The sequence below is a fragment of the Massilia sp. genome (assembly GCF_046293535.1).
Taxonomy (GTDB): Bacteria; Pseudomonadota; Gammaproteobacteria; order Burkholderiales; family Burkholderiaceae_D; genus Telluria.
Genome location: NZ_JBKBOV010000012.1, coordinates 72,382 through 96,927, shown reverse-complemented (window position 1 = coordinate 96,927; position 24,546 = coordinate 72,382). Strand labels below are relative to the sequence as shown.

Below are 24,546 nucleotides of genomic sequence, written 5' to 3'. Positions count from 1 at the left end.
AAAACGACCTCATGCATATATAACAAAGCTATACTGCCGGGTGCTTTTCATTCACCAGAGGTCCATTTTGTTCAAATCGTTCGTCCTGCCGGTGGCCTTGCTCGGCGTCGCAAACCTCGCGATCGCCGACGAAGGCCAGTGGCAACCGCACCAGCTGCCGCAACTGAAATCCGAACTCAAGCGCATCGGCATCACCATCCCGGCCGAGAAGCTGGCCGACCTGACCAAGCATCCGATGAGCGCGATCGTCTCGCTGGGCGGCTGCTCGGCGTCCTTCGTCTCGCCCGAGGGCCTGGTGGTCACCAACCATCACTGCGCCTATGGTGCGATCCAGCGCAACTCGACGCCGGAGAAGAACTACATCATCAACGGCTTCCTGGCCAAGAACCGCGCCGAGGAACTGCCGGGCGGGCCGAACACCCTGGTGTACGTGACCGAGAAGGTCGAGAACGTCACGGACCGCGTGCTGAAGGGCTTGAGCCCGGCCATGTCGGGCCGCGAGCGCCACGAGCTGGTGGAGTCGCGCATCAAGGCGCTGGTCGCCGAATGCGAAACCGACAAGTCGACCCGCTGCTCGGTGCCGGCCTTCCACCGCGGCCTGGAGTACTACCGCATCAAGCAGCTGATGATCCGCGACGTGCGCCTGGTGTATGCGCCGTCCGACCGCATCGGCAACTTCGGCGGCGACATCGACAACTACGAATGGCCGCGCCAGACCGGCGACTACGCTTTCCTGCGCGCCTACGTCGGCCCCGATGGCCGTCCGGCCGACCCGTCGCCCAACAACGTGCCCTACAAGTCGAAGGACTTCCTGGTGGTATCCGCCGAAGGCCTGAAGAACGGCGATCCGATCCTGCTGGCGGGCTACCCGGGCCGCACCAGCCGCTACAAGCTGCCGAGCGAGATCCGCTACGCGCGCGACGTCGACTTCCCGGCCAAGGTTGCCAGCATTACCGCCGACCTGTCGGTGATCTCGGCCGCCACCATGGGCAACCCGGCCTGGGACGTGCGCTACGCGAGCGTGGCCAAGAGCCTGAACAACGTGCTCAAGAAGACCCAGGGCCTGCTGGACGGCTTCGCGCGCAAGGACATCGCCGCGATCAAGGACGTGCAGGATGCCGAGTTCCGCGCCTGGCACAAGCAGAATGGCAAGGGCGCCAAGGGCCTGCTCGGCGAACTCGATGGCGTGATCGCCCAGGACATGGCGGCTTCGCGCCAGGAAGCGGCGTGGGCGGAAGCAACGCACAGCGACCTGCTCAAGAGCGCGCGCACCCTGTACCGCCTGGCGCTGGAGCGCCAGAAGCCGGACGCCCAGCGCGAATCGGGCTACCAGGAGCGCGACCTGTCCTTCATCAAGGCGCGCCTGACCCGCCTCGAGCAATCCTTCGTGCCCCAGGTCGACGAAGCCCGCTGGGGCGCCGCGCTGGCGCGCTATGCCCGCATCGACGCGAAAGTGCGCCCGCAGGGCCTGGACGGGTTGCTGCCGGCGCCGGCCGCGCTCAACGCCATGTACAAGGCCACCGAGCTGGGCGACACCGCCAAGCGCCTGGCCTGGATCGGCAAGGATGCCGACGCCTTCCGCAAGTCCAACGACCCGTTCATCCAGCTCGCCGTGCGCCTGCACGAGAGCGGCATGGCGCTGGAGAACCGCCGCAACGAGATCGACGGCAACCTCGAACGCGTGATCCCGCAGTACATGGCCGCCGTCATCGCCTGGAAGAAGTCGCAGGGCAAGCCGGTCTACCCGGACGCCAACTCGACCTTGCGCGTGACCTACGGCACCGTGGCGCCATACTCGCCGCGCGACGGCCTGGTGAAAGGCCCGTTCACGACGGTGGAGGGCATCGTCGAGAAGGCCACCAACAAGGATCCGTTCATCGCGCCGGGCGCGCTGCTCGAGGCCATCAAGGCCAAGCGCTATGGCGTGTTCAAGGACCCGGTGCTGGGCACCGTGCCGGTGAACTTCCTGTCGAGCGCCGACACCACGGGCGGCAACTCGGGTTCGGCGGTGATGAACAAGCGCGGCGAACTGGTGGGCCTGAATTTCGATTCGACCTATGAATCGATCACCAAGGACTGGTACTTCGACACCGCGATCACGCGCGCGATCCACGTCGACATCCGCTACATGCTGTGGGTGATGAAGGAAGTCGACCGCGCCGACAACCTGCTCAAGGAAATGACGGTCAAATACCCGAAGAAGTAAGAAGAAGTCATCGGGCAGGCGACCCGATCGAGGCCCCGACGGTAGTCCACCGCCGGGGCCTTTTTGCTGTTACCATGCGCCGGCCCTGAATGACATAGCATGAACGATACCCTGACCCTCGCCGGATTCACGACCACGCCGCTGGAACTCATCTCCTTCCTGCTGGCAACGACCACCGTGCTGCTGAACATCCGCCAGAAGCACTGGGCCTGGCTGTTCTCGATCGTTTCCTCAGCTACCTACGCCGTGGTCTTCTTCGAGGCCAAGCTGTATGGCGACATGGGCCTGCAGTTCGTGTTCATCGGCGCCTCGGTCTGGGGCTGGTACCAGTGGCTGCACGGCGCCGGCGACCGGCCGCTGGTGGTCACGCGGCTCAAGCCCGCCGGCTGGGGCGGGGCCATCGCCGCCTGGGCCATCGGCTTCGTGCTGCTGTCGCAGTTCCTCGACCACCTCACCGACACCGACGTGCCGCATGCGGACGGCTTCCTGACCGCCGGCAGCCTGGTGGGCCAACTCCTGCTGGGCCGCAAGAAGGTGGAGAACTGGCTGGTGTGGATCGTGGTCGACGTGCTCTACGTCGGCCTGTACATCTACAAGGACCTGCACCTGACGGCCATCCTGTATGCGGTGTTCGTGGTGCTGGCATGGACCGGCTGGCGCGCCTGGTCGAACATCGCGCGGAGGGATGCGTGAGTTCTCCGGTGCAGCGGATCGCGGTGCTCGGCGCCGAGTCGTCCGGCAAGTCGACCCTGTGCGAGGCCCTGGCGCGGCACTACGGCAGCGTGTGGGTGCCGGAATACCTGCGCGAATTCGTCGACGCCCGCGGTCGCGTGCCGGACGAAGAAGACCAGTACCCGATCGCCTGCACCCAGCAGGCGCGCGAGGACGAGGCGGCCGCGCGCGCCGTGCGTTTCCTGTTCTGCGACACCACGCCCTTGATGACCGCGCTGTACAGCCGCCAGTACTGGGGCCGGGTCGATCCGCAGCTGGCGCGCCTTGCCGGCCGCCACGACTACGCCTGGACCCTGGTGACGGCGCCCGACAGCCCCTGGGAGCCGGACGGCCTGCAGCGCGAGTCCGAAGAGGTGCGCCAGAAGGTGCACCGGATGCTGATCGAGACGCTGGAGGCGGGCGCCATCCCCTACGTGCTGCTCGAAGGCAGCCTGGAGCAGCGTGTGCGCCGGGTGGAGGGCGTGCTGGGTCCGGCGGGCTGAGGCTTTGTTCCTCGCTATTGAGGTGGATTCAACGGAGGAGCGATGAGATTTGCCTTTTTGTTGCCGTATGGTATTAAAATAGGTTTTCTCAGCTTTGACATGACGGCGGTGCGGTGTGAAAAACTGGATAGGTCGCCTGTTGGGCGGCACCGAGAAGGAGACCGCTGCCTCGGCCGCGCTTGACGCGGCCGCGGTGGCGCATGAAGAGGACATGGCGTCCGACCTGGACGCCGCCTACTATCGCTGGCTGGTTGCCTCGAGCGGCACCAACGCCGGCCCGGAGATCGAACAGCAGATCCTCGACGAGGTCCGCGCCCTCGCGGACGATCCCGAGAGCGCGTCCGGCCTGGTGCCGCGCGTGCCGGAACTCGTGACGCAGCTGCTGGGCGCCCTGTCGGACGAGAACATCTCCACTGGCGCGCTGTCGGCCGAGGTAGGGCGCGACCTGGTGCTGGTCGCCGAAGTGATCCGCGAGGCCAACAGCGCCTACTACCGGCCGGCCAAGCCGATCGAGACCCTCGACGGCGCGGTGACGATGCTCGGCCTGAACGGCCTGCGCATGCTGTTGGCGCGCATCGCGATGCGCCCGCTGATCCGGGTGAAGGTGCAGGGCGTCGCCCGCCAGGTGGCCCCGAACGTCTGGCGCCACTCCGAACGCTGCGCCTTTGCGGCCAGCGTGATGGCGCCGGGCTTGGCCGCCGGCGTGTTCGAATCCTACCTGGCCGGCCTGATGCAGAACGTGGGTCTGCAGGTCGCGTTCCAGGTGGCCGACCGGGCCTGCCAGGGCAAGGTGCCGGGTTCCGGGACCTTCGGGATCGAACTGTTCGAGGCCAGCCGCCAGCTGTCGGCGGTGATCGCCCGGCACTGGGACTTCCCGGCCGACGTGGTCGAGGCGATCGCCTGGGCCGGCGACCCGGACGGGCCGCACCTGGCCCAGGCGCTCGCCCAGGGCGACCGCATTGCCAAGCTGCGCCTGCTGCTCGACGCAGCGGTGATCGAGCCGGAGGACAGCTTCGTCACCAAGGGGTTGGACGGGTTCCAGCGGCGCTGCTTGGGCAAGCTGGCCGAGCTGGCCGACTGAAGACGCCTGTAGGGTGCACGGCTCCGCCGTCCACCCTACGAAAAGCCTGATCAGAAGTCGAACTGCGCCGACACCCTGAACGTACGCGGCGCGCCCGGCAGCAGGTAGCCGCCGAGCGACTGCGTCACGTCGCGCCAGTAGAACTTGTCGAACACATTGTCCACGCGGGCGCGCAGGATGGTGTGCATGCCGCCCACGCGCAGAGCGTACGAGGCGCCCAGCGCAGCCACATGGTAGCCCGGGACGATGGCGCGGTTGGCCGGGTCGAAAGCCTTGCTGCCCGAGTACTGCCAGGTCGCATCCACCTTCAGGCCGCGCAGCGCCGGCACCGCATATTCCACCCAGGCCGTCGAACGGAATTCCGGCACGTTGGTCACACGCTTGCCTTCGACATCAAGGTCGCCGGTGCCGGTCTGTTCGGCGTCGAGCGCCATCAGGGACAGGCTGTAGTTCAGGTCGGCGTTCAGCTTGCCCTGGGCCGCCAGCTCGAGGCCGCGGTGGCGTTGCTGGCCGGCGCGCACGAACAGGTTGGCGCCGTTGACGTACTCCAGGCCCTGGCGAATGTCGAAGGCGGCGGCCGACAGCATCACCGCATTGTTGATCGCGCCCTTGACACCCACTTCGACCTGCTTCGATCGGCTCGGCGGCAGTACGCTGGCTTCGTTGGCGGTGCCCATCTCGGCGATGCCGCCGTGCTGCAGGCCGTGGCTCAGCGAGCCGTAGACGCTCCAGTCGCGCGCCGGCTTGTAGACCAGGGCGACGCTCGGCAGGACGAAGGAATCGTCGGCATGCACCCAGCCCTGCTCGATCTCGGCCAACTCGTCACGCTTGAGCTTTACCCAGCGCAGGCCGGTGTGCAGCGTGAGCTTGTCCGACAGCGTGGCCACGTCCTGCACGAACAGCGCGCTCTCGCGGTCGCTGCGGCGCTCCATCACCGGGCCGGTACGCGGATTGCCCGGGGCCGGATCGACGGCCTGGTTGTTCCAGATGTTGCTGTAGCCGGCGTAGTCGTAGACGTATTCGCCGAAGCTGTCGTGGCGCTCGGACAGGGCGGCGCCCACGGTCAGCTGGTGGCGCACGGCGCCCGTCGCGAAGCGGCCCTGCAGCTTGGCCTGCAGGCCCCACGGCGTCCGGCGCTCGCCCACGCTCTGGTAGTCATACACGTCGTAGTCGCCGTTCGAGCAGTAGCCCGGATAGAAGCCATCGCCCTCGTTGCTGCAGCCATAGGGGAAGGCGGTGTAGTCGTCGCGCTTGAACCAGTGCTTGTTGGCGTTGACGGTGGCCGTCCAGTCCGGATTGAAACGGTACTCGAAGCGCAGGCCCAGGTTGCTGCTGTCGGTCTCCACCGGCCTGGTCCAGGGCTGGTCGTTCAGCAGGGTCTTGGCCGATACCCCGGTCGGCAAGGCTTCGTTGCGCAGCAGCTGGTAGCCCGGCGCCGTGATCTGCGCCTTGTGCTGGTGGTCGAGATCCAATTGCAGCAGGGCGTCCGGGCTGATCTGCCAGTCGAAGGCGGCGGAGACGAACTGGCGTTCGCCGTCTGCGCCGCGCACGTAGGACTTCAGGTCCTCGGCTGCGGCATTGATGCGATAGCCGAAGCGGCGGTCCTCGAAACGGCCGCCCAGGTCGATCGAGCCGTGCACGGTGCCGCGTTCGCTCACTTCCACCAGCGCCGAGCGCAGCGGCGCATTGGTCGGGCGCTTGGTGACGAAGTTGACCATGCCGCCCGGCGCCGCGACGCCGGCCTGCAGGCCGGCCAGGCCGCGCAGCACTTCGATGCGTTCCTTGTTCTCCAGCGGAATCTGGGTGTCGGCGGAGATCGCGATGCCGTCCTTGCGGTAGCTGGTGGCGTTGTCGAGGGCGAAGCCGCGGATCGAGAACTGCTCGGCGTAGCCGACCGCGTTGTAGGCGTCGCCCACCGAGGCGTCGTAGCGCGCCGCGTCGGTCACGTTGCGGATCGACAGGTCGAGCATCTTGCTGCGGTCGATCGCGGTGATCGATGCCGGGGTGTCGAGCAGCGGGGCGTCGGTAAAGCCGCCGATGCTGGCGCGGTCGCTGGCGACCCAGCGGCTGCCGGTGACGACCACCGAGGCGACGCCGTCCAGCTCTTGCGCGGATGCGGTGGTGGAGAAGGCCTGCAGGATGGCGCAGGCAATCAGGGAATACTTCAGCGTGGATGTCATGGTTTGCTCGTCTTCGCGCGCCACGTCGAACATGGCGCGCTGCTTTCAATGAAAAAGCCGGAGCCAACGTGGGGGAAGGGCAAACAAGGATGGGAACTGCGTTGCGCTTTCCTTCGCTGGCATTATCCAGATCAGGTACGAAGGGTATCTCTCACCCGGCAGCGCGCTTGTCGCGCGTGCCAGGACCCCTAGCGAAGCGGGAGTGTACCACGGACCCGGGCGGGCGTGGCGAAAGTGGCAAGCAGGCAGGCTTGGGCTATGCCTCCGCGACAGCCGGGGAGCTGACCGCTTGGACCTGGCTGGCGACGGCCGGCGCCATGTGGCGCAGCACCGTGCTGCGGGTGGAGTCGCCGATGGCGCGCCAGAATTCGCGGCGTTGGGCGGCGCGCTTGCGGTGCTTGGACGGCATGTCGGCCAAGGGTTTGAGGTAGAAGGGCAGGCGGATCAGGTAGCTGCGGCCCGGCATCTCGACCCCGCCGAGGATTTTCCAGAAGCCGTCGTAGGCGTTCTCGAAGTGCTTCACGTCGAGCGGGTCGTAAGCGATGTGCGAGGTGCACTTGATGGCCACGACCTGGTCGATGCCCAGGGCCTGCGCCAGGCCCTGCATCGCGGCGAAGCAGAAGAAGCTTGGGGAGTTGTTGGGGAAGGCTTTTTCGAACGCGTCGAAGGCGGCGCCGGAATCAAGCCAGCGGCCCTGGTTGCGGGTGACGAAGGGCACGGTCGGCAGGTCGCTGCCCGCCAACTGGCCGTCGATCCACGTATAGGACAGGCGGTGCAGGTACTTGCCGTCGGCGACCAGCGAGATCGTGAGGTCGCCCTCGGCGTCGTGGCGCGGCGCCATTTCGAGGCGCAGCACGAAGTTGTGCCCGCCGCTTTCATCCGTGTGCTGCCACAGCGTGAGCCCGCCGCCGCCGTAGACGGCCTGGTGGTAGGCATTGCCGAAGGCGGCGTCCTCGAAACGGTAGTGCGACAGCACGCACTGCACGCGCTCGCGCGCGCTCAGGTCGCGCGACAGGTAGCTGCGGTGGCTCAGGTGGTGGAACAGGTCGTCGTTGGGCGCGGCCGCGACGAAACGGCGCACCAGGTCGAGCCGGCACAGGGCCTGGTGCTCGCGCCAGTAGCGCAGTACGCGCAGGCTGCGCGCGATGCTCAGCATCCAGGACGCAGGCGAATACTGGCGGCGGCGTGCGATCCAACTCTTGGTCAGGTGAGCGAAAATCATGTGAGCGCTCCAGTCGGCGTAAAGTTGCGGGCGCCACGGCGGCGCCTGTCTTTATCTTTGATGCCCGCCTCGGGCACTTTGAAAACCTGCTGCGCGTTGCACTGGCGGTCTGCGATGCTCGCTGTACTTCAGTACAGCTGCGCTTCTCGACCACGATTGCTGCCGCTCGCGACGGTTTTCCAAGCGCCCGAACATATCAACGGGCTTGCATCGCAGAAATGACATTCTGCCATGCAATCTGCCGGGAGGCTAACTCGTGCAGTGGTAATGCGGAGAAACGTCGGGAAGGTGAATGAAACCGCTGGGACGGGTTGCGTTCATGTTGTCTCTCTCTCTCTCGTGGTTCGTCTTGCTTATTCTTCGTTTTTGCGACTTCTTGTTGTCGCCTGACAGGCAACACAAGATTACCATGTTTGTGCGGCGACACGCTTCCGATTCATCATCGATAATTGCGCCAGACCGAACCAGAGCGGAGGTGCGAGATGGCGTATGAACTTTTTTACTGGCCGGGTATCCAGGGGCGCGGCGAATTCGTCCGGCTCGCGCTGGAAGAGGCGGGAGCCGAATACGTGGACGTGGCGCGCCGCGAAGGCGGCATGGACCTGTTGCTGTCGGCGCTCGAGACCGAAACCCGTCCCTCGTTCGCGCCGCCTTTCCTGCGCGCCGGCGAGCTGACCATCGGGCAGGTGGCCAACATCCTGCTCTACCTGGGCGAGCAGCACGCGCTGGCGCCGCGCTCCGACCCGGGGCGGCTGTGGACCCATCAGTTGCAGCTGACCATCGCCGACCTGGTCGCCGAGATCCACGATACCCACCACCCGATCGCCACCTCGCTCTACTACGAAGACCAGAAACCGGAAGCGCAGCGGCGCGCCGCCGACTTCATCGAGACGCGCCTGCCGAAGTTCTTCGGCTATTTCTCGCGCCTGCTCAGCAACCCCGAGCCGCGCGACTGGCTGGTGGGCGACAAGCCGACCTATGCCGACCTGTCGCTGTTCCAGGTCATCGAGGGCCTGCGCTACGCCTTCCCGAACGCCATGAAGCGCCTGGAGGGCGAGTATCCGGCGCTGGGCGCGCTGCGCGACCGCGTGGCGGCGCGGCCCAACATCGCGGCCTACCTGGCCTCGCCGCGCCGCATCCCGTTCAACCAGAACGGCATCTTCCGCCACTATCCGGAGCTCGACGAATAGTCACTTCCATGCCTGGGCAGAAGTTGCGGCGCACCTTGCCCATGACCTTGCCGACCAGGGCGAAGAACAGGCCGATGCCGCCGATCACCGCACGGTCCATCGGGAAGTCCCTGGTCGGTGCCGCCCACAAGTGCACGTACTGCAGGTAGGCCATCAGCGCGACCATGGCCATGCCGCTGAACCACCAGGTGGCCTCGAAGGATTCGGCGGCAAAGCGCTGCGGCGATATCTTCGGCAGCACCAGCCAGAGCGTTGCCAGTCCCGCCATGAAGGCCGAGTGGATCAGCAGGGTGTGGCGCTCGCCCCAGCCGTCGATCTCGCCGGCCGCGTTCGAGTGCAGCGGCACCCGCGCCGGCAGCTCCGGATAGATCGCGGCTCGGCATGGCTCCGGGTCAAGCTTTTTAGGGATGGCCAGAACCTTCGTCCGGCGCTAGTGTCTGTACGCTTGTCCAAAACCGAGGAGACCCCCATGAGTACGCTAGAGAACACCGTCAAGCCCGTCGAAGACGGCATGCATACCATCACGCCCCACCTGGTCTGCGCCGGCGCCGCCGACGCCATCGCGTTCTACCAGCGCGCCTTCGGCGCGGTCGAAGTCATGCGCCTGCCCGGACCGGGCGGCAAGCTGGCCCACGCCAGCGTGCGCATCGGCGACTCGATGCTGATGCTGCAGGACGAATTTCCCGACTGGGACGCCAGCGGCCCCGCGGCGCTGGGCGGTACGCCGGTCACCATCCACCTGTCGCTGCCGGACGTCGACCGCGCCTTCGAGCGGGCGGTGGAGGCGGGCGCGATCGCGCGCATGGCGCCGGCCGACATGTTCTGGGGCGACCGCTACGGTGTGGTCGAAGACCCCTTCGGACACCGCTGGTCGATGGCCACCCACATCCGCGACGTCTCGCCCGAGGAGATGGCCGCGGCCATGCAGCAGGGCAGTCCCTGAGGGATTATCATGGCGGTCGCTCAAGCACAAGAAAGAGACTGCCATGAATGAATCCGACATCCTCCGCATTGCCGCCTTCTCCGACGGCGACGCGGGAGGCAATCCGGCCGGCGTCTGGATCGGCGACGCGCTGCCTCCGGCGTCCGACATGCAGTCGCTGGCGCACGCCATCGGCTTTTCCGAGACCGCCTTCGCCGCCCCGGTGGCTGCCGGCGCGAGCGCGGCCTGGCGCGTGCGCTATTTTTCGCCCGAGTCGGAAGTGCCGTTCTGCGGCCACGCCACCATCGCGCTGGGAGCCGCGCTGGCGCGCCGCTTCGGCGACGGCCGCTACGACTTGGCGCTGAACGCGGCCACCATTTCGGTCGAGGGAAGGGTGGAGGGCGCGCAGGTGGCCGCCAGCCTGCAGTCGCCGCCCACCCGCAGCAGCCCGGCCCCTGGCGCGCTGGTCGACGCTGCCCTTGCGCTGTTCGGCTACACCCGCGCCGACCTCGACGAGCGCATCCCGCCGGCCCTGGCCCACGGCGGCGCCGACCACCTGGTGCTGGCGCTGAACAGCCGCGCCGCGCTGGCGCGCATGGCCTACGAGCTCGATGCCGGCCGGCGCTTGATGCAGGAACACGGCCTGGTGACGGTGGTCTTCGCCTGGGCGGCAACGCCACAGCTGTTCCATACGCGTAACCCCTTCGCCTCCGGCGGCGTCCTGGAAGATCCGGCGACCGGGGCCGGCACCGCCGCCTTTGCCGGCTACCTGCGCGACATCGGCTGGCCCCACGGCGGACGCATCGAGGTGGTGCAGGGCGAGGACATGGGCATGCGCTCGCGCCTGTTCGCCGAGATCGGTCCCGAGCCGGGCGGATCGATCCGGGTATCAGGTACGGCACGCATGATGTAAGCACAGTCTACCGCCAACCGGGTGGCGCGAAGCTAAGGCGACTGTTGGTCGATGTGAGGACATTGTCAAGTACGAGTGTGCTTTCATGTAGGACTAATCTTGCAAACCAATCGGAGTAATCTTTCAATCGCGTAGGACAAACAGAGGGGAAAAAGTGCTTCAGCTCAACAATTGAAAATTTGCTGAGCGGATTGATAATTTGATTCAGGCAAGTTTCGTTTCATAAATTCAATCCGGAGTAGTGTTCCATGTCGCTGTTCGACCCCGTCGTTTCCCATCCCGCCGATGCGGCGCGCGCCACCCGCGAGGCCCGCGCTGCCGGGCGCGCCATCGAGCGCCTGCCCTTCACCATTCGCCGGGTGGAAACCGAGGCGGATCTGCTCAAGGCCGTGAAGATCCGTCATGCGGCCTATGCCCGCCACGTCCCGGACTTCGCACGCTCGCTGGCTCTGCCCGAGGCGGCCGACTACGAGGACGACACCATCGTGCTGCTGGCCGAGTCCAAGCTGGACGGCTCGCCGATCGGCAGCACCCGCATCCGTACCAACCTGTTCCGTCCGCTCGGCGTCGAGGAATCGGTCGTGCTGCCGTCCTGGCTGCAGGGCCGCCGCCTGGTTGAGGCGACCCGCCTCGGCATCGACGAAGGCCGCACCGGCCGTGTGGTCAAGATGGCACTGATCAAGGCCTGTTTCATGTATTGCGAAGACAACGCCATCGACTATTCGGTCGCGACCGGCCGCCCACCGGTGGACCGCCAGTACGAGCAGTTGCTGTTCAGCGACGTGTTCCCGGAGCAGGGCGCCGTGCCGCTGCGCCACGTCGGCAATCTCCCGCACCGCGTGATGGCCTTCGAGATCGCCAGTTTCGAACAGCGCTACCGCGATGCCCGTCACCCGCTGTCCAAATTCTTCTTCGACACGCAGCATCCGGACATCGATGTCGGCCCCGCCACACCGCCGGCGCTGGCCAAGACCCGGGTGGCAAAAGTGACGGATTTGACGTTGCATACGCGCCAATTCGCTATTTGCTGAGCATATATTGCATGACGGCATTACCCTAAAGCTGTATCCTTGCGACTTGACGCTGCCTCGGCTCCGGCGCAGCATTGATTCGCACAGATCCAGCCTATGCCCATCCCAACACCCCAACGTCGTTCTTCGCTCCTGGCCGCCGCGCACGCGGTGGTGGAGCGGGTGTTGAAACTGTTTTCGTATTACCTGATCCCGCTCGGGATCGGCTTGGTCTCCCTCGTCGCCCTGCTGTTTTGGCACGACCAGTACCGCACCAGCGGCGACGTGCCGCTGTCGATGCACGTCACGGTCCAGGAAGAGACCGCCCTGGACCCGGGCGCGGCGCTGGCGCGGGCGCGCGCCTCCAGCCTGGTGAGCGCGCATGACACCCACCTGTCCGAAGCCCCGGTCTGGTTCGCCTTCGAGCCGATGCCGCGCGCCGGCGCCCAGGTGGTCGAGTTCCCCTCGCGCCACGCGCTCGACGTGGCCTGCTGGAACGCCGCCACCCTGGCGCCGCTCGGCAGCGCCACTCGCGGCGCCGGCCAAGGAGCCATCGAAGCGTCGAAAGCCGGTTTTGCCCTGAGCCTCGACCCGCTGCCGCCGGAACTGCTGTGCCGCGCCGATTTCGCGGGCCCGGCGCGCCTGTCGGTCCTGCAGTGGCCGGCCGAGCAGTACCAGCTCTCGGTCGAGCAGTACCACCGCAAATCGGGCCTGCTCGACGGCGGCATGATCGTGCTGGCCCTGTTCATCCTGATCACCGCCCTGATCAACCGCCAACCCTTGTACGTGCTTTTCGCCGGCTGGCTGGTGCTCAACCTGCGGGTGGCCGCGCTGTCGGCCGGCTGGGATATCCAGTGGCTCGGCCAGACCATTCCGTCGGAGTGGCTGCTGCGCAGCCGCTCGGTGGCGATCACGCTGTACGGTATCGCCACGCTCACGCTGTACCAGGCCCTGCTGAAGGAAAACATCGCCGCGCTGCGCTATGTGCTGCCGTTCCGCATCATGCAGTGGCTGTGCATGCCGATGCTGGCGGCCGCCATGTTCCTACCCTATGGCATGTACTTGCCGCTGCTGTGGGGCATCACGGTGTGCTGCTTCTCGGTGATGACGGTGGGCCTGTTCAAGATTATCGCGGAGTCGCGCAACCGGGTCGCCTCCTGGTTCGCCGCTTCCTTCGCCGTCAGCTTCCTGGCGACCATCGCCGAGGTCGCCTCAGCCGCGCTCGGCATGCGCGAACTGCTGGGCATCATCAACAGCGTCACCGCCGCGCTCGCGTCGAGCCTGCTGGCGGCGCTGGCCGTGGCCGAGCAGATGCGGGTCGAGACCGAGCAGCGCGAAGCGGCGCAGCAGGAACTCGAACATGCCTACCAGGCCATGCCGGTGGGCCTGTTCACGCTCGACATGCATGGCCACTTCCTGAGCGTCAACCCGGCGCTGCGGAAAATGCTGGGCATCGCCAGCTTCGTGCCGGGCCGCACCGCGTGGCGCCAGTTCTTCACCGAAAGCACCTGGACCGAACTGCACGAGGGCGTGCACGCCAAGGCCGAGGCCGAGATGGAACTGACCAGCCGCGACGGCGCCCAGCGCTTCCTGGTGAGCGCCACGCTGGCGCGCTCGCGCATCGAGGGCGTGCTGCAGGACACCACCGAAAAGCACAAGGCCACCGAGCAACTGCAGTTCATGGCCAACAACGATCCGCTGACCAAGGTCTTCAACCGTCGCGGCATCGAGCGCGAATTCGCGCTGGCCGCGGGCGGCCTGGCGGCCGGCAAGCCGATGGCCCTGGCCTACGTCGACCTCGACCGCTTCAAGCTGATCAACGACCTGTTCGGCCACGCCGCCGGCGACGAAGTGCTCAAGCAGGTCTGCGAGCGCATGGCCACCATGCTGGCCGGCGGCCAGCAGATCGGCCGGGTGGGCGGCGACGAGTTCGTGATCCTGATGCCGGAGACGGCCATCCCGCTGGCCTCGATCATCTGCCGCGGCATCGTCGACCGCCTGGGCAACACGCCTTACAGGGTCGGCGACAAGGCCTTCCATGTGCGCGGCTCGGTCGGCCTGATCGAGGTGGTGCCGGGCATCGCCATGAAGGACGCCGTCTCGACCGCCGACCGCGCCTGCCGCGAAGCCAAGCTGGGAGCCGGCGACGGCCTGGTGGTGTACGAGCGCGGCGCCGACGCCTTCCGCCAGCGCGCGGCCGAGCTGGACATGGTGGCGCGCCTGTCCGGCCCGCAGGCCACCGAGGGCCTGCTGCTCGAGATGCAGCCGATCATGTCCCTGCGCGGCCCGCGTGAATCGCTGAACTTCGAAGTGCTGCTGCGCATGCGCGAGCCGGACGGCCGCGTGGTGCCGGCCGGGGCGGTGATCTCGGCGGCCGAGAAGAGCGGCCGCGCCAGCATGATCGACCGCTGGGTGCTGAACACCACCCTGGCCTGGATCGCCGAGCATGCCGAGCAGCTGAACAATACCCGCTTCGTCTGCATGAACCTGTCGGGCGCTTCGCTCAACGACGAGCGCTTCGTGCAGGACACCTTCGACATCCTGGGGCGCTACGTGCACGTCGCCAGCCGCCTGTGCCTGGAGATCACCGAAAGCGTCGCCCTGCACGACCTCGACAACACGCGCCGCTTCATCGACCAGGTGCGCAGTTTCGGCGTGAAGGTGGCGCTGGACGACTTCGGCGCCGGCTACACCTCGTTCTCCTACCTGAAGGAACTGCCGGCCGACGTGCTGAAAATCGACGGCAATTTCATCGTCAACATCAACGCCCACCCGGCCAATGTGGCGATCGTCGAGGCGATCGTCAGCCTGGCGGGCAACCTGGGCATGAAGACGATCGCGGAATGGGCGGAAGACGCGGCCACCGTGCAGACGTTGGCGGAGATCGGCGTGGATTACGTGCAGGGCTGGGCGGTGTCGCGCTCGCAGTCGCCGGAGCGCCTGCTGCAGGCCAGGTCGGCCGCCGATTTCATCACCCATCCGGAGGTGCTGGAAGTACTGCGCATGCTGGAGTCGCCAGCGCCGCCGCACCTGGCGAGCGTGACGCGGCTGCATGATTTGCATTGAGCTGTGATCGGCTCAGTGCGGAAAACTGGGCTGCCGCCTGCGCTGGAGCGACGTGCTAACGGTACGGATCCTATGCAGCTTTTCCGATCGCCACACTCGAGACGTCGTTCCCGCGCAGGCGGGAACCCAACCTGACGTTCAGTCGAGCAGCCGCGAGCACTCAATCCAGCGTGGCCAGGGTGTGCTTCGAGGCCCCCGCCGCATCCATCAACAGGAATTGCGCCCGCGCCGCCTTGAGCGTGACCACGTCGCGCATCAGCGGCTTGGCCTTCGCGCGCTGGGCCGGCTGGCGGCGCTGCGCGGCCGGCGCTGGCGGCAGCACGCCGCGCTCGGTGATCAAGGGATAGGGCGCGGCGCGCGTGACGCCTTCGTCGGCAGGCATACTGGCCAGGCGCACCATGGTCGCGCCGTGTTCGCAAGCCTGGTCGGTGAGGGTGACGCGGCCGTCGCCGTCCACGCACTTGACGATGTTCGCGCCCGCCTGGGCGCCGGACGCGGCCAGCGCCGCGACGAGGATACTGAGGCAGAGATGACGCTTCATGGTCGGCTCCTTTGTTCGAGCCACCATTGTCGATGTCGATCTTGCAATGCTCTGTTCGCTGCCTCACCTGTGCGCGCACTGCGCCCAAGAATCTCTCATCCGTACGGCGTCTCAGGCCTCCAGGGTCTGCATCAGTTCCGCGAAGCGCGACAGGTCGACGTTGCCGCCGCTGATCAGGATGCCCACGCGCTCGCCGCGCACGTCGACCACGCCGTGCAGGGCCGCGGCCGCCGCCAGGCAGCCGGTCGGCTCGACGATCATCTTCATGCGCTCGGCAAAGAAGGCCATGGTCTGCACCAGTTGGGCGTCGCTGACGGTGACGATGTCGTCCACCGCGCGGCGGATCACCTCGAAGTTGTGCTCGCCGATATGGGTCACCATGGCGCCGTCGGCGATGGTCTTGGGCACCGCGATGTGCACGATCTCTCCCTTGCGCAGCGACTGCTGGCCGTCGTTGCCGGCTTCCGGCTCGACGCCGATCACCTTGCAATCCGGCGCCAGCGCGCGCGCCGCCAGCGCGCAGCCGGCCAGCAGGCCGCCGCCGCCCAGGCAGACCAGCAGCACGTCGAGCGGGCCGACTTCCTCGAACAGTTCCTTCGCGGCCGTGCCCTGGCCGGCGATCACGTCCGGATGGTCATAGGGCGGAATCAGGGTCATGCCGCGTTCTTCCGACAGGCGCCGGCCGATCTCTTCGCGGTTCTCGGTATAGCGGTCGTAGGTGATGACTTCGCCGCCGTATTCCTTGGTGGCCTTCACTTTCAGCGCCGGCGCGTCTTGCGGCATGATGATGGTCGACCGGATGCCTGCCAGCTTCGCCGACAGGGCGATCGCCTGTGCATGGTTGCCTGACGAAAAGGTCAGCACGCCAGCGGCGCGCTGGGCATCGTCGAACTTCGCGATGGCATTAAAGGCGCCGCGGAATTTGAAGGCGCCCATGCGCTGGTAGTTCTCGCACTTGAAGAACAACGTGCCGCCGGACAACTTGTCGGCCGTGCTCGAGGTCAGCACCGGCGTGCGGTGCGCGGCGCCAGCCAGGCGTTCGGCGGCCAGTTCCACATCACGGTAGGAGAGGGCGGTAGTTGCGGTCATGGCGGGCTCGCGAAAGTCGAAAGCCGACAGTATAGCGAATGGGGCCGCCTTGCCTTCACCGATCACTTGCCGGCGCGGACAGCGCTTGCACTTTTCTTCATTTTGTTCTTTAATTTCTGTAATCACAGAAATAAAGGAAAATCATGAGCCTCAGCCCGACCGCGCAGAAATTCGTCCTCCACTGGGGAGAGATGGGCACCCGCTGGGGCGTCAACCGTACCGTCGCCCAGATCCACGCGCTGCTCTACCTGTCGGAGCGCCCGCTCACCGCCGACGACATCGTCGAGACCCTGGGTGTGGCCCGCTCCAACGTCAGTAACAGCCTGAAGGAGTTGCAGAGCTGGAAGCTGGTGCGGGTGTCGCACGTGCTGGGCGACCGGCGCGACCACTTCCAGGCCTTGCAGGACGTGTGGGAAATCTTCCGGGTCATCCTGGAAGAGCGCAAGCGCCGCGAGATCGACCCGACCCTGAGCGTGCTGCGCGAGTGCGCCATCGAAGGGGAGGAGGACGCCGGCCTGGACGCCGCCACGTTGGCACGCATGCAGGTCGTGCTCGAGTTCCTCGAGATGCTCAGCGCCAGCTTCGAGGATTACCGGCACCTGCCGCCGCAAACGCTGCAGCGCTTCCTCAAGATGGGCGGCAAGGTCGCCCGCTTCCTCTCACCCGACAACAAGGAGCAGCCATGACATCCACCGTACGGAACCTGGCGGGATTGGGCGACGTGATCGCGGCGGCGCGCGGCCACGGCGGCATCGATGCGCCCGCCGTGTCCTTCGACACCCACAAGCGCAGCGTCCTCGTCACCGGCGCCACCGGCTTCGTCGGCCAGCACCTGGTGCAGGCCTTGCTGCAGGACGGCCACACGGTGTTCGCCTTGAGCCGGGAGCCGGAAGCGGCGGCGCGGCTGTTCGAAGGCAAGGTCAGCTGCGTCGGATCGATGGACGCGCTGCCGCCGCAGACCCGGATCGACATCGTGGTCAACCTGGCCGGCGCGCGCATCCTGGGCGCGCGCTGGTCGCAAGCGCGCAAGGAGGCGCTGCGGCGCAGCCGCATTGGCCTGACGCGGCACCTGGTGGACTGGATCGCGCGCGCCGAGCACACGCCTTTCCTGCTGCTGAATGCATCGGCCATCGGCTACTACGGCATCCAGCGCATCGGCGACGACACGGCGCTCGACGAATCCTCCTCGCCGCAGCCGGTCTTCATGTCGGACCTGTGCCGCGAATGGGAGGAGGCGGCCGCCAGGGCCGCGCAGTACGGCGTGCAGGTGGAATGCATGCGTTTCGGCCTGGTCGTGGGCCGGGGCGGGGCGCTGCCCATGATGCTGCTGCCGATCCTGCTCGGCCTGGGCGGCCGGCTGGGAAGCGGGCGGCAGTGGCTGTCGTGGATCCACGTGGCCGACGTCGTGGGCGGCATCGCGCACCGCTGGCGCCACGCGCTCGCGGACCCCAGGCCGGGGACTGTCGGGGCCAGCAATTTCACGGCGCCCGAATGCGTCACCCAGGCCCAGTTCAGCCAGGCGGCGGCGCGCATCTGGCGCCGTCCCAGCTTCATGCCGACGCCGGGCTGGCCGCTGCGCCTGATGCTGGGCGAGCAATCCGACCTGCTGCTGGAAGGGCAGCGCGTGCTGCCGCGCCGGCTGCAGCGGGAAGGCTTCGCCTTCCGCTACCCCGGCATTGCACAGGCCCTGGCAAGCCTGAAAGGCGCCTAGAAGAGCGTATTTCATGCCGCCTGCATGGAGCGCGAACTGCCTGATCAATCGTGCGACCGCGTCCAGGGCAACTCATTAGACTGCGCGGAGCTTGTGTTGTTGCCACATGGCAAAACTACAAGCTTTCCGCCAAGTTAATAGTGAGAGACATCCTGATGACACAGCTGAATCAAGCCCTCGAACGTCCCACGGTCCCGACCTGGACGCCGCACCTGCGCAGCCACATCCAGGCCGCCGCCGAACACCTGCAGAACGACTCGGAAGAGATGCGCCAGTGCTCGCCGGAGCAGGTGCTGTACCACGAGTACATGCAGGCCGGGGCGCCGCACGGCCCGGCCCTGTATGCCGTCAAGGGCGAACATTGGAACGGCGTGAGCCCGAAATTTTTGGAGTTCATCAACGCCTTCCAGTTCCAGCGCGGCGACATGGGCTATGCCGAATCCGGCTACGGCATCCAGCGCCACCGCAACTTCATGCGCCGCCTGATCGTCAGCGAGCACCATCTCACTGCCCGCAAGCCGGCAGCCGGCCTCGACATCGACGTCGGCTGCCTGGCGATGACCACCCGGATGGCCATGTACGACATGGCCAAGGTGGCGCTGCGCCACGCCCGGCAAGCATTCCCCGGCAAGACCCCGGTGGCCCTGGTGCCGACACCGAGCTGGGACTATCGCGGCATCTTCAAGGACGTCGGCTTCGAGGTCGTGTTCCTGCCCCTGGGCCCGAAGAACGGCTGGCTGCCGGACCTGCGCCAATGGGATGCCATCGTGCGCGAGACCGTCGCCGACGGCAGCCGCCACATCGCGATGGCCGTGACCAACCCGCAGCACAACCCGACCGGCATGCAGTGGCCGGTGGAGGTGAGCGGCTACCTGCTGGAACTGTGCGCGGCCCAGGGCGGGTTCCTGCTGCTCGACGACGCCTATTACTGCGTGCATGACCCGCGCGCGCCGGTCGTCAACCACCTGAAGGCGCTGCTCGACGCCTTCGACCGCAACGACGGCGACAACGAACTGGTACGCTCCGGCATGTTCGAGCGCTGGGTCGCGACCCGTCCCTTCGGCAAGCAGTTCTCCTGCAACACCATGGGCGTGGCGGCCATCACCACCTCGCCGACGATGCTGCGCCGCTTGAGCCGCGAATCCTGGATCAACCGCTACCACACCAATACCCACAACGCGGAGCTGATGTGCGCCTGGCTGGCCACGCCGGAGGCGGCCGACTGGACCATCGAGACCGGCCTGTTCTACACCCGCCAGAAGGAACTGGTGCGCGCGCGCCTGAAGGAGCGCATGGGATGGATTGATTCCGCGCTATGCGTCGGTCCCTCGACCTCGTACATGCTGATCGAGATCCCGCGGGTCTACCAGACCACCGACGGCGGCATCGACCGCTTCCGCGACGACCTGTTCTTCGCCACCGGCACCCTGGTCTCGGCCTCGCTGTTCAACCAGACCGCGCCGGTGCCCTACGTGCGCCTGCACCTGGGCAGCCATCCGGACGTGATCGAGGAATTCCTGCGGCGCTGGGAAGCGGCCGGCCTGCGCTACGACATGGCCGCCACCTTCGGCGGCCGGGCGGGGCTGGCCAGGCCGGTGCTGCCGCCGCTGTTCCGTCAGGAAGCATAAAGCCTAGATTCCGAAGGCTTTCAGGCCGGCGTCGAGCAGCCTTTCCAAGGGATTGCCGCGGCGCCGGCCCGCCTGGGCCGAGCGCGGCACTTCCTCGTACAGGAAGCGGGCGTCCGGTCCGGCGAAGCTGTCCTGCAGGAGGGCCTGCCTGCCCAGCAGGTAGGGCAGGAAGGGTTCGGCGCGCACGGTCGTGTAGCGCGCGTGCGCGCTGAAGCCCAGGGTCGCATCCTGGCTGACCGTGCGCCCGGCGCCGGCGCCTTCCAGGCGCACGCCGCGGCAGCCCTTCACCACCAGCGTCGCCGGACCCTCGAAGGCCAGGTAGCGCAGCTGCAGCGTGAGCCAGGCATGCAGGCTTCCCAGGCGCCAGTGGCTGCGGATGGCGGGCCGCCGGCCGGCCCGGTGGACCATTCCCACCAGGCCGCGCGGCTGCAGCACGTAGGACTCGCCGGGCGCGAGTTCGAGCAGCGCGACCTCGTCCAGCGGATCGCCGGTCGGCGACACCACCACCTCGGCCGGCGCCGCCGCGCGCAGGCGCTTGAGCATCCACAGGCGGGCGGCCAGGCTGCTCAGCGGGCGGCGCCAGTCGAACAGCAGGCGGGTGGCAATGGCCACGCCCGCGGGCTGGCTCTGGCAGTAGTCCGGACGGATCAAGAGCTCGTCGCCCGGCGCCAGGCTCACGCGTTGCGAGACGGCGGAAATGCGCGGCGTGGCGGGAAGGGCAGCCGGCAGGCCCGGGCCGCGCGCGGCGATCACGATCGGCGGCCGGCGCGCGGCCAGGGGCGCCAGCACGAAGTAGAACAGGGCACGCATTGCCGCCGGCACCAGCCACCATGCCACCAGCACCGCCAGCGCCGGCAGCAGCAGCGGCCGCAGCACCTGCCAGGCGCGCCAGGCGCCGCTGGTTCCCGCCAGCTGCTCTACTTCGCGCAGCCGTTCCCGCAGCGGCGCGGCGGCGGCGTCGAGGGCTTGCCGGTCGAGGTGGAAGGCGCCGGGCGCGCTCACCGAAGGCAGTCCATCGAGCAGGGCGCGCTGGGCCACGAATGCGCGGTGCGCCGTCTCGTTCCTTGCCCGCAGCTGCCCGATCTGCGCGTCGAGCGCCTGCAACTCCCGATAGGACCCGGTGAAGAACAGCCTGCCCCATGGACCGGCGGCCGCCTCGAGCCGGGCGCGCCGTGCCATCTTGTCGCGCAGCGTGGCGTACACGGCGGCGTGTTCGCGCCGCAGCCGCTCCAGCCTGTCCAGCGCAGCCTGCCGGTTGGCAAGGGCATCGAGACGCGCGCGCAGGGCCACCAGGTGCGCCTTCTGCTGGCGCCGCACGTCGATTTCCAGGTCGCGCAGGGCCGACCGGGCCAGGCGTTGCGCCAGCGCGTCGCGGCCTGCCAGCGCGGCGCCCAGCACCGGCGTGGCCTGCTGCGCGCGCTGGAGCTGCGCGATTTCGGCGTCGAGGACGGCAATGCGCGCGTCGAGCTGCGTCAAGCCGGCGCCGGACAGCCGGCGCATCTCTTCCTCGGCTGTGCGCGCCAGCGCGGCGCGGCGCCCGTCGAAGCCGGCCTGCGCCTGCCGCAGCGCCGGGAGTTCGGCGACGATGTGCTGGATGCTGGCCCACTCGCCGCGCAGCCAGTGCCCGGAGGCGAGCACCAGCACGATGGCCGCGAACACCAGCAGGTTGCGCCCAAAGCTGCGCAGCAGGATGGCCAGCAGCTGAGCCACGCGCCGCTTACCCCGCCAGCGGCAGCGCCAGTTGCAGCAGCAGGCCGCCGCCTTCGCGGTTGCTCACCGTGAGCTCGGCGTTGTGGCGCGACAGGACGCGCTCGACGATGGCCAGGCCCAGGCCGGCGCCGTTGGCCTGGCCGCGCGCGCTGTCCAGGCGCGTGAAAGGCTTGAGCAGCTGGTCGATCTGGTCTTGCGGCACGCCCACCCCGTGGTCGCAGATCTCGATCACGGCGCGCCGCCCGTGGCCGGTCGCCTTGACCCGCAACACGATCGCGATCTCGGTGTAGTCCTGGCCCGGGGTCTTGCCGTACTTGCGGGCGTTCTCGATGATGTTGTTGACCACGCGCCGCAGGTCGGTGGCGTTGCCCATCACGTGCACGCCCGGCATCAGGTCGACCTGCACCCGCAGGTCGCGGATGCGGCCTGCCTCGCGCCCGACCTCGGCCAGCATCTCGGACAGGTTCACCGCCACGAAGGTGGCGGCGTCGGTCGGCTTGGCGAAGTCGAGGAACTGGCCGATGATCGCGTCCATCTGCTGGATGTCCGACTGCATGCCTTCGCGCGCATCCTGCGGCAGGTTGGCCATCTCGATCTCGAGCTGCATGCGCGCCAGCGGCGTGCGCAGGTCGTGCGAGATGCCGGCCAGGATCACGGCGCGGTCCTTCTCGACCTGGGCCAGGTCCTCGACCATCTGGTTGAAGCTGCGGTTGGCCTCGATGATCTCCTGCGAGCCCTTCTCGGGCAGCGGGCTTGGGCGCTCGCCCTTGGCGATGGCGCGCGCGGCCGCCGTCAGGCGCGCCAGGGGGCGGTTGACCAGCGAGGAAATGAAGGCGGCGCCGATCAGCGACAGCAGGCCCACCAGCGTGGCCCAGCCGAGCCACTGCACCCGGCTCAGGCCGGCCAGGCGCTCGCGCTCGAGCATCAGCCAGTATTCGTCCTCGTCGATGTTGAAGCTGATGTAGAAACCCGGCACCCCGTTCACGCCGGCGGAGAAGCGGGTCTGCTTGCCGAGGCGTTCGCGCACCATGGCGGCGATGTCCGGCATCAGGCTGTTGTCCGGCGCCGGCTCGACGACGTCGTCCTCGTTCAGCGTGAAGATGCGGATGCCTTCGCTCGAGGCCAGTTCGAACAGCAGTTCGATGCGCTGCTCGGGCGCCGAGTGGATCAAGGCGGCCTTGGTGAGGGTCACCACCGACACCACCAGCTCGGCGGTCTGCTGCACCTGGGGGCCGCGCTGGAACATGTTGAGCATGCCGATCCAGGACCCGATCGAGGCCGCGGTGAGAAGCGACATCAGCAGGAAGGTCCGCCAGAACAGGCCGCTCCGGTACCAGGCAAAGCGGGCGGCGCGGTGCGCCGCCGAGAATGGAGCGAACACTAGCGCGGCTGTCCTTCAGGGATGAACACGTAGCCCAGGCCCCAGACGGTCTGGATGTACAGCGGGCTGGAAGGATCCGGCTCGATCAGCTTGCGCAGGCGCGAGATCTGCACGTCCAGCGAGCGGTCGAAGACTTCGTATTCGCGGCCTCGGGCCAGTTCCATCAGTTTCTCGCGCGAGAGGGGCTGGCGCGCATGGCGCGCGAACACCTTGAGCACCGAGAATTCGCCGGTGGTCAGGGGCACCGTTTCGCCGTTCTTCTTGAGCGTGCGCGTGCCCAGGTCGAGCACGAAGTCGCCGAACTCGAAGGTCTGCGGCGTCTCGCTGGGCGCGCCCGGGATTTCGTCCGGGCCCTTGCGGCGCAGGACCGCGCCGATGCGGGCCACCAGTTCGCGCGGATTGAAAGGCTTGGGCAGGTAGTCGTCGGCGCCCATCTCGAGGCCGACGATGCGGTCGACGTCCTCGCCCTTGGCGGTCAGCATGATGATCGGGGTCTGGTCGCCGGCGCCGCGCAGGCGGCGGCAGATCGACAGGCCGTCTTCGCCCGGGAGCATCAGGTCCAGCACCAGGAGGTCGTAGCGCTCGCGCAGCCACAGCTTGTTCATGGCCGGCGCGCTCTCCGCGGTCACCACCTGGAAGCCCTGCTCGGTGAGGTAGCGGCGCAGCAGGTCGCGCAGGCGCACGTCGTCGTCGACGACCATGATCTTGGCGGAATGGCCGCCCTGGTTGCCGGTAGCGCTATTGGTCGGGGTAGCACCCGTATTGTTGGTCGTCGCGTTCATATGGAATCCAGAATTGTCAGAAGCATGTCGCTATGGTAACGTCTTATCGCTTGGACATCTCGTCCATGTAGCTCAGCCATTACATTGTGTTACAAACTTTACCCAATCAGGCTTACTCCTCGGACGGTATGCACATACACTGGCGGCAAGTGGAAATCACAGCTTATCTGTTTATATGGCATCGCGGAAGAGGAACACCATGAACAACGTGCATACCAAAATCGAGGCAGCAAACGAGGGTCGGCTGGCGCGTTTCGTCAGGCACGGTGTCGTCGCTTTCGCGCTTGCCTGCACCGCCGCCGGCGCCATGGCGGCCGGCCAGGACCGCGGCCCGCGGCGCGACGACATGCAGCAGCAGACGATGCGCGAGCGCTACGAGATGCGCGCCCAGGATCCGCGCTACGATCCGCGGGCCCAGGAAATGCGCGACGAGGCCCGCATGCGCCAGGAACAGGCGATGCGCGATTCCATGCGCGAAGAGGGCGGCCGCCGCGGCCGCATGACGCCGGACGAGCGCAACGAACTGAAGCGGCAGATCAACGAAGCCAATCGCGACCTGCACCCGAACGCGCGGCGCCGCTGAGCGCTGCGGCCCATTTGACGGCGCCTGCGGGCGCCGTCGTCGTTTACGGCACGCACCCCCCTGCGTGGTTTCTTTTCGGAAATGTAGTTGCTATATGTTTATTTACGTATCGCAACA

Annotated in this window: 21 protein-coding genes and 1 riboswitch; of the genes, 13 read left to right on the top strand and 8 right to left on the bottom strand. The window is 67.3% G+C overall.

Annotated elements, in window-relative coordinates:
* The first annotated feature begins 67 nt into the window (after nt 1-67).
* The 4 genes from ACK4S9_RS09415 to ACK4S9_RS09400 all read left to right on the top strand — a co-directional run bounded on the left by ACK4S9_RS09415 (nt 68) and on the right by ACK4S9_RS09400 (nt 4,501).
* Complete coding sequence (locus tag ACK4S9_RS09415; protein ID WP_409724621.1) at nt 68-2,206, top strand: S46 family peptidase; 2,139 nt, start codon at nt 68-70, stop codon at nt 2,204-2,206.
* A 99-nt stretch (nt 2,207-2,305) separates the two neighbouring features.
* Nucleotides 2,306-2,899 (top strand): nicotinamide riboside transporter PnuC, encoded by a 594-nt coding sequence (pnuC, locus tag ACK4S9_RS09410; protein ID WP_409724619.1) that lies wholly within the window; start codon nt 2,306-2,308, stop codon nt 2,897-2,899.
* On the top strand, nt 2,896-3,420 hold the full coding sequence (locus ACK4S9_RS09405) for an AAA family ATPase (protein WP_409724616.1): 525 nt from the start codon (nt 2,896-2,898) through the stop codon (nt 3,418-3,420). The genes pnuC and ACK4S9_RS09405 overlap by 4 nt, the downstream gene beginning before the upstream one ends.
* A 115-nt stretch (nt 3,421-3,535) precedes the next feature.
* Complete coding sequence (locus tag ACK4S9_RS09400; RefSeq protein WP_409724614.1) at nt 3,536-4,501, top strand: HDOD domain-containing protein; 966 nt, start codon at nt 3,536-3,538, stop codon at nt 4,499-4,501.
* Nucleotides 4,502-4,551: 50 nt separating this feature from the next.
* On the opposite strand, the gene ACK4S9_RS09395 is transcribed toward ACK4S9_RS09400, so the two are convergent.
* Both ACK4S9_RS09395 and ACK4S9_RS09390 read right to left on the bottom strand, forming a co-directional pair.
* Nucleotides 4,552-6,714 carry a TonB-dependent siderophore receptor gene (locus ACK4S9_RS09395; RefSeq protein WP_409724611.1) on the bottom strand — a complete coding sequence of 721 codons (2,163 nt, stop codon included), beginning with the start codon at nt 6,712-6,714 and terminating at the stop codon, nt 4,552-4,554.
* A gap of 58 nt (nt 6,715-6,772) precedes the next feature.
* A riboswitch (TPP riboswitch) is annotated at nt 6,773-6,881 on the bottom strand.
* Between the two features lie 56 nt (nt 6,882-6,937).
* Nucleotides 6,938-7,903 carry a DUF535 family protein gene (locus tag ACK4S9_RS09390; protein WP_409724608.1) on the bottom strand — a complete coding sequence of 322 codons (966 nt, stop codon included), beginning with the start codon at nt 7,901-7,903 and terminating at the stop codon, nt 6,938-6,940.
* A 482-nt stretch (nt 7,904-8,385) separates the two neighbouring features.
* On the opposite strand from ACK4S9_RS09390, the gene ACK4S9_RS09385 reads away from it, so the two are divergent.
* Nucleotides 8,386-9,093, top strand: a complete 708-nt coding sequence (locus ACK4S9_RS09385; protein WP_409724606.1) for a glutathione S-transferase — start codon at nt 8,386-8,388, stop codon at nt 9,091-9,093.
* Here ACK4S9_RS09385 and ACK4S9_RS09380 read toward each other — a convergent pair.
* On the bottom strand, nt 9,047-9,463 hold the full coding sequence (locus ACK4S9_RS09380) for a DUF1648 domain-containing protein (protein ID WP_409724661.1): 417 nt from the start codon (nt 9,461-9,463) through the stop codon (nt 9,047-9,049). The genes ACK4S9_RS09385 and ACK4S9_RS09380 overlap by 47 nt on opposite strands.
* Before the next feature lie 99 nt (nt 9,464-9,562).
* Here ACK4S9_RS09380 and ACK4S9_RS09375 point away from each other — a divergent pair, with 99 nt between their 5' ends.
* From ACK4S9_RS09375 to ACK4S9_RS09360, 4 genes are all read left to right on the top strand, one after another.
* Nucleotides 9,563-10,036, top strand: a complete 474-nt coding sequence (locus ACK4S9_RS09375) for a VOC family protein (protein ID WP_409724604.1) — start codon at nt 9,563-9,565, stop codon at nt 10,034-10,036.
* A 43-nt stretch (nt 10,037-10,079) separates the two neighbouring features.
* Nucleotides 10,080-10,928 carry a PhzF family phenazine biosynthesis protein gene (locus ACK4S9_RS09370; RefSeq protein ID WP_409724602.1) on the top strand — a complete coding sequence of 283 codons (849 nt, stop codon included), beginning with the start codon at nt 10,080-10,082 and terminating at the stop codon, nt 10,926-10,928.
* A gap of 248 nt (nt 10,929-11,176) precedes the next feature.
* On the top strand, nt 11,177-11,959 hold the full coding sequence (locus ACK4S9_RS09365; RefSeq protein ID WP_409724599.1) for an N-acyl amino acid synthase FeeM domain-containing protein: 783 nt from the start codon (nt 11,177-11,179) through the stop codon (nt 11,957-11,959).
* Nucleotides 11,960-12,121: 162 nt separating this feature from the next.
* Nucleotides 12,122-15,004, top strand: coding sequence for an EAL domain-containing protein (locus tag ACK4S9_RS09360; RefSeq protein WP_409724658.1), 2,883 nt, complete (start codon nt 12,122-12,124; stop codon nt 15,002-15,004).
* A gap of 160 nt (nt 15,005-15,164) precedes the next feature.
* On the opposite strand, the gene ACK4S9_RS09355 is transcribed toward ACK4S9_RS09360, so the two are convergent.
* The gene (locus ACK4S9_RS09355) at nt 15,165-15,545 is read right to left on the bottom strand and encodes a DUF4124 domain-containing protein (RefSeq protein WP_409724596.1); all 381 of its coding nucleotides are present in this window, start codon (nt 15,543-15,545) and stop codon (nt 15,165-15,167) included.
* Between the two features lie 111 nt (nt 15,546-15,656).
* On the bottom strand, nt 15,657-16,634 hold the full coding sequence (locus tag ACK4S9_RS09350; protein WP_409724594.1) for a threo-3-hydroxy-L-aspartate ammonia-lyase: 978 nt from the start codon (nt 16,632-16,634) through the stop codon (nt 15,657-15,659).
* A 143-nt stretch (nt 16,635-16,777) separates the two neighbouring features.
* Between ACK4S9_RS09350 and ACK4S9_RS09345 the strand changes: the two genes are divergently transcribed.
* From ACK4S9_RS09345 to ACK4S9_RS09335, 3 genes are all read left to right on the top strand, one after another.
* Nucleotides 16,778-17,320, top strand: a complete 543-nt coding sequence (locus tag ACK4S9_RS09345; protein WP_409724592.1) for a GbsR/MarR family transcriptional regulator — start codon at nt 16,778-16,780, stop codon at nt 17,318-17,320.
* Entirely contained in the window at nt 17,317-18,345 is a 1,029-nt protein-coding gene (locus tag ACK4S9_RS09340) for a TIGR01777 family oxidoreductase (RefSeq protein ID WP_409724589.1), read from the top strand. The genes ACK4S9_RS09345 and ACK4S9_RS09340 overlap by 4 nt, the downstream gene beginning before the upstream one ends.
* A gap of 155 nt (nt 18,346-18,500) precedes the next feature.
* On the top strand, nt 18,501-19,973 hold the full coding sequence (locus ACK4S9_RS09335) for a pyridoxal phosphate-dependent aminotransferase (RefSeq protein WP_409724586.1): 1,473 nt from the start codon (nt 18,501-18,503) through the stop codon (nt 19,971-19,973).
* Between the two features lie 3 nt (nt 19,974-19,976).
* Here the strand turns inward: ACK4S9_RS09335 and ACK4S9_RS09330 are convergent, their stop codons facing one another.
* Genes ACK4S9_RS09330 through ompR form a run of 3 tightly spaced genes read right to left on the bottom strand, consistent with a single transcriptional unit; the run spans nt 19,977 to nt 23,765 of the window.
* Nucleotides 19,977-21,683 (bottom strand): hypothetical protein, encoded by a 1,707-nt coding sequence (locus ACK4S9_RS09330; RefSeq protein WP_409724583.1) that lies wholly within the window; start codon nt 21,681-21,683, stop codon nt 19,977-19,979.
* Between the two features lie 7 nt (nt 21,684-21,690).
* Nucleotides 21,691-23,064 (bottom strand): ATP-binding protein, encoded by a 1,374-nt coding sequence (locus ACK4S9_RS09325; RefSeq protein WP_409724580.1) that lies wholly within the window; start codon nt 23,062-23,064, stop codon nt 21,691-21,693.
* A complete protein-coding gene (gene ompR / locus ACK4S9_RS09320) occupies nt 23,064-23,765 on the bottom strand; it encodes a two-component system response regulator OmpR (protein WP_051306146.1) in 702 nt (233 codons plus the stop codon). Before ompR ends, ACK4S9_RS09325 begins: the two co-directional genes overlap by 1 nt.
* A 280-nt stretch (nt 23,766-24,045) precedes the next feature.
* Between ompR and ACK4S9_RS09315 the strand changes: the two genes are divergently transcribed.
* Nucleotides 24,046-24,429 carry a hypothetical protein gene (locus ACK4S9_RS09315; RefSeq protein WP_409724578.1) on the top strand — a complete coding sequence of 128 codons (384 nt, stop codon included), beginning with the start codon at nt 24,046-24,048 and terminating at the stop codon, nt 24,427-24,429.
* Nucleotides 24,430-24,546: the final 117 nt, after the last annotated feature.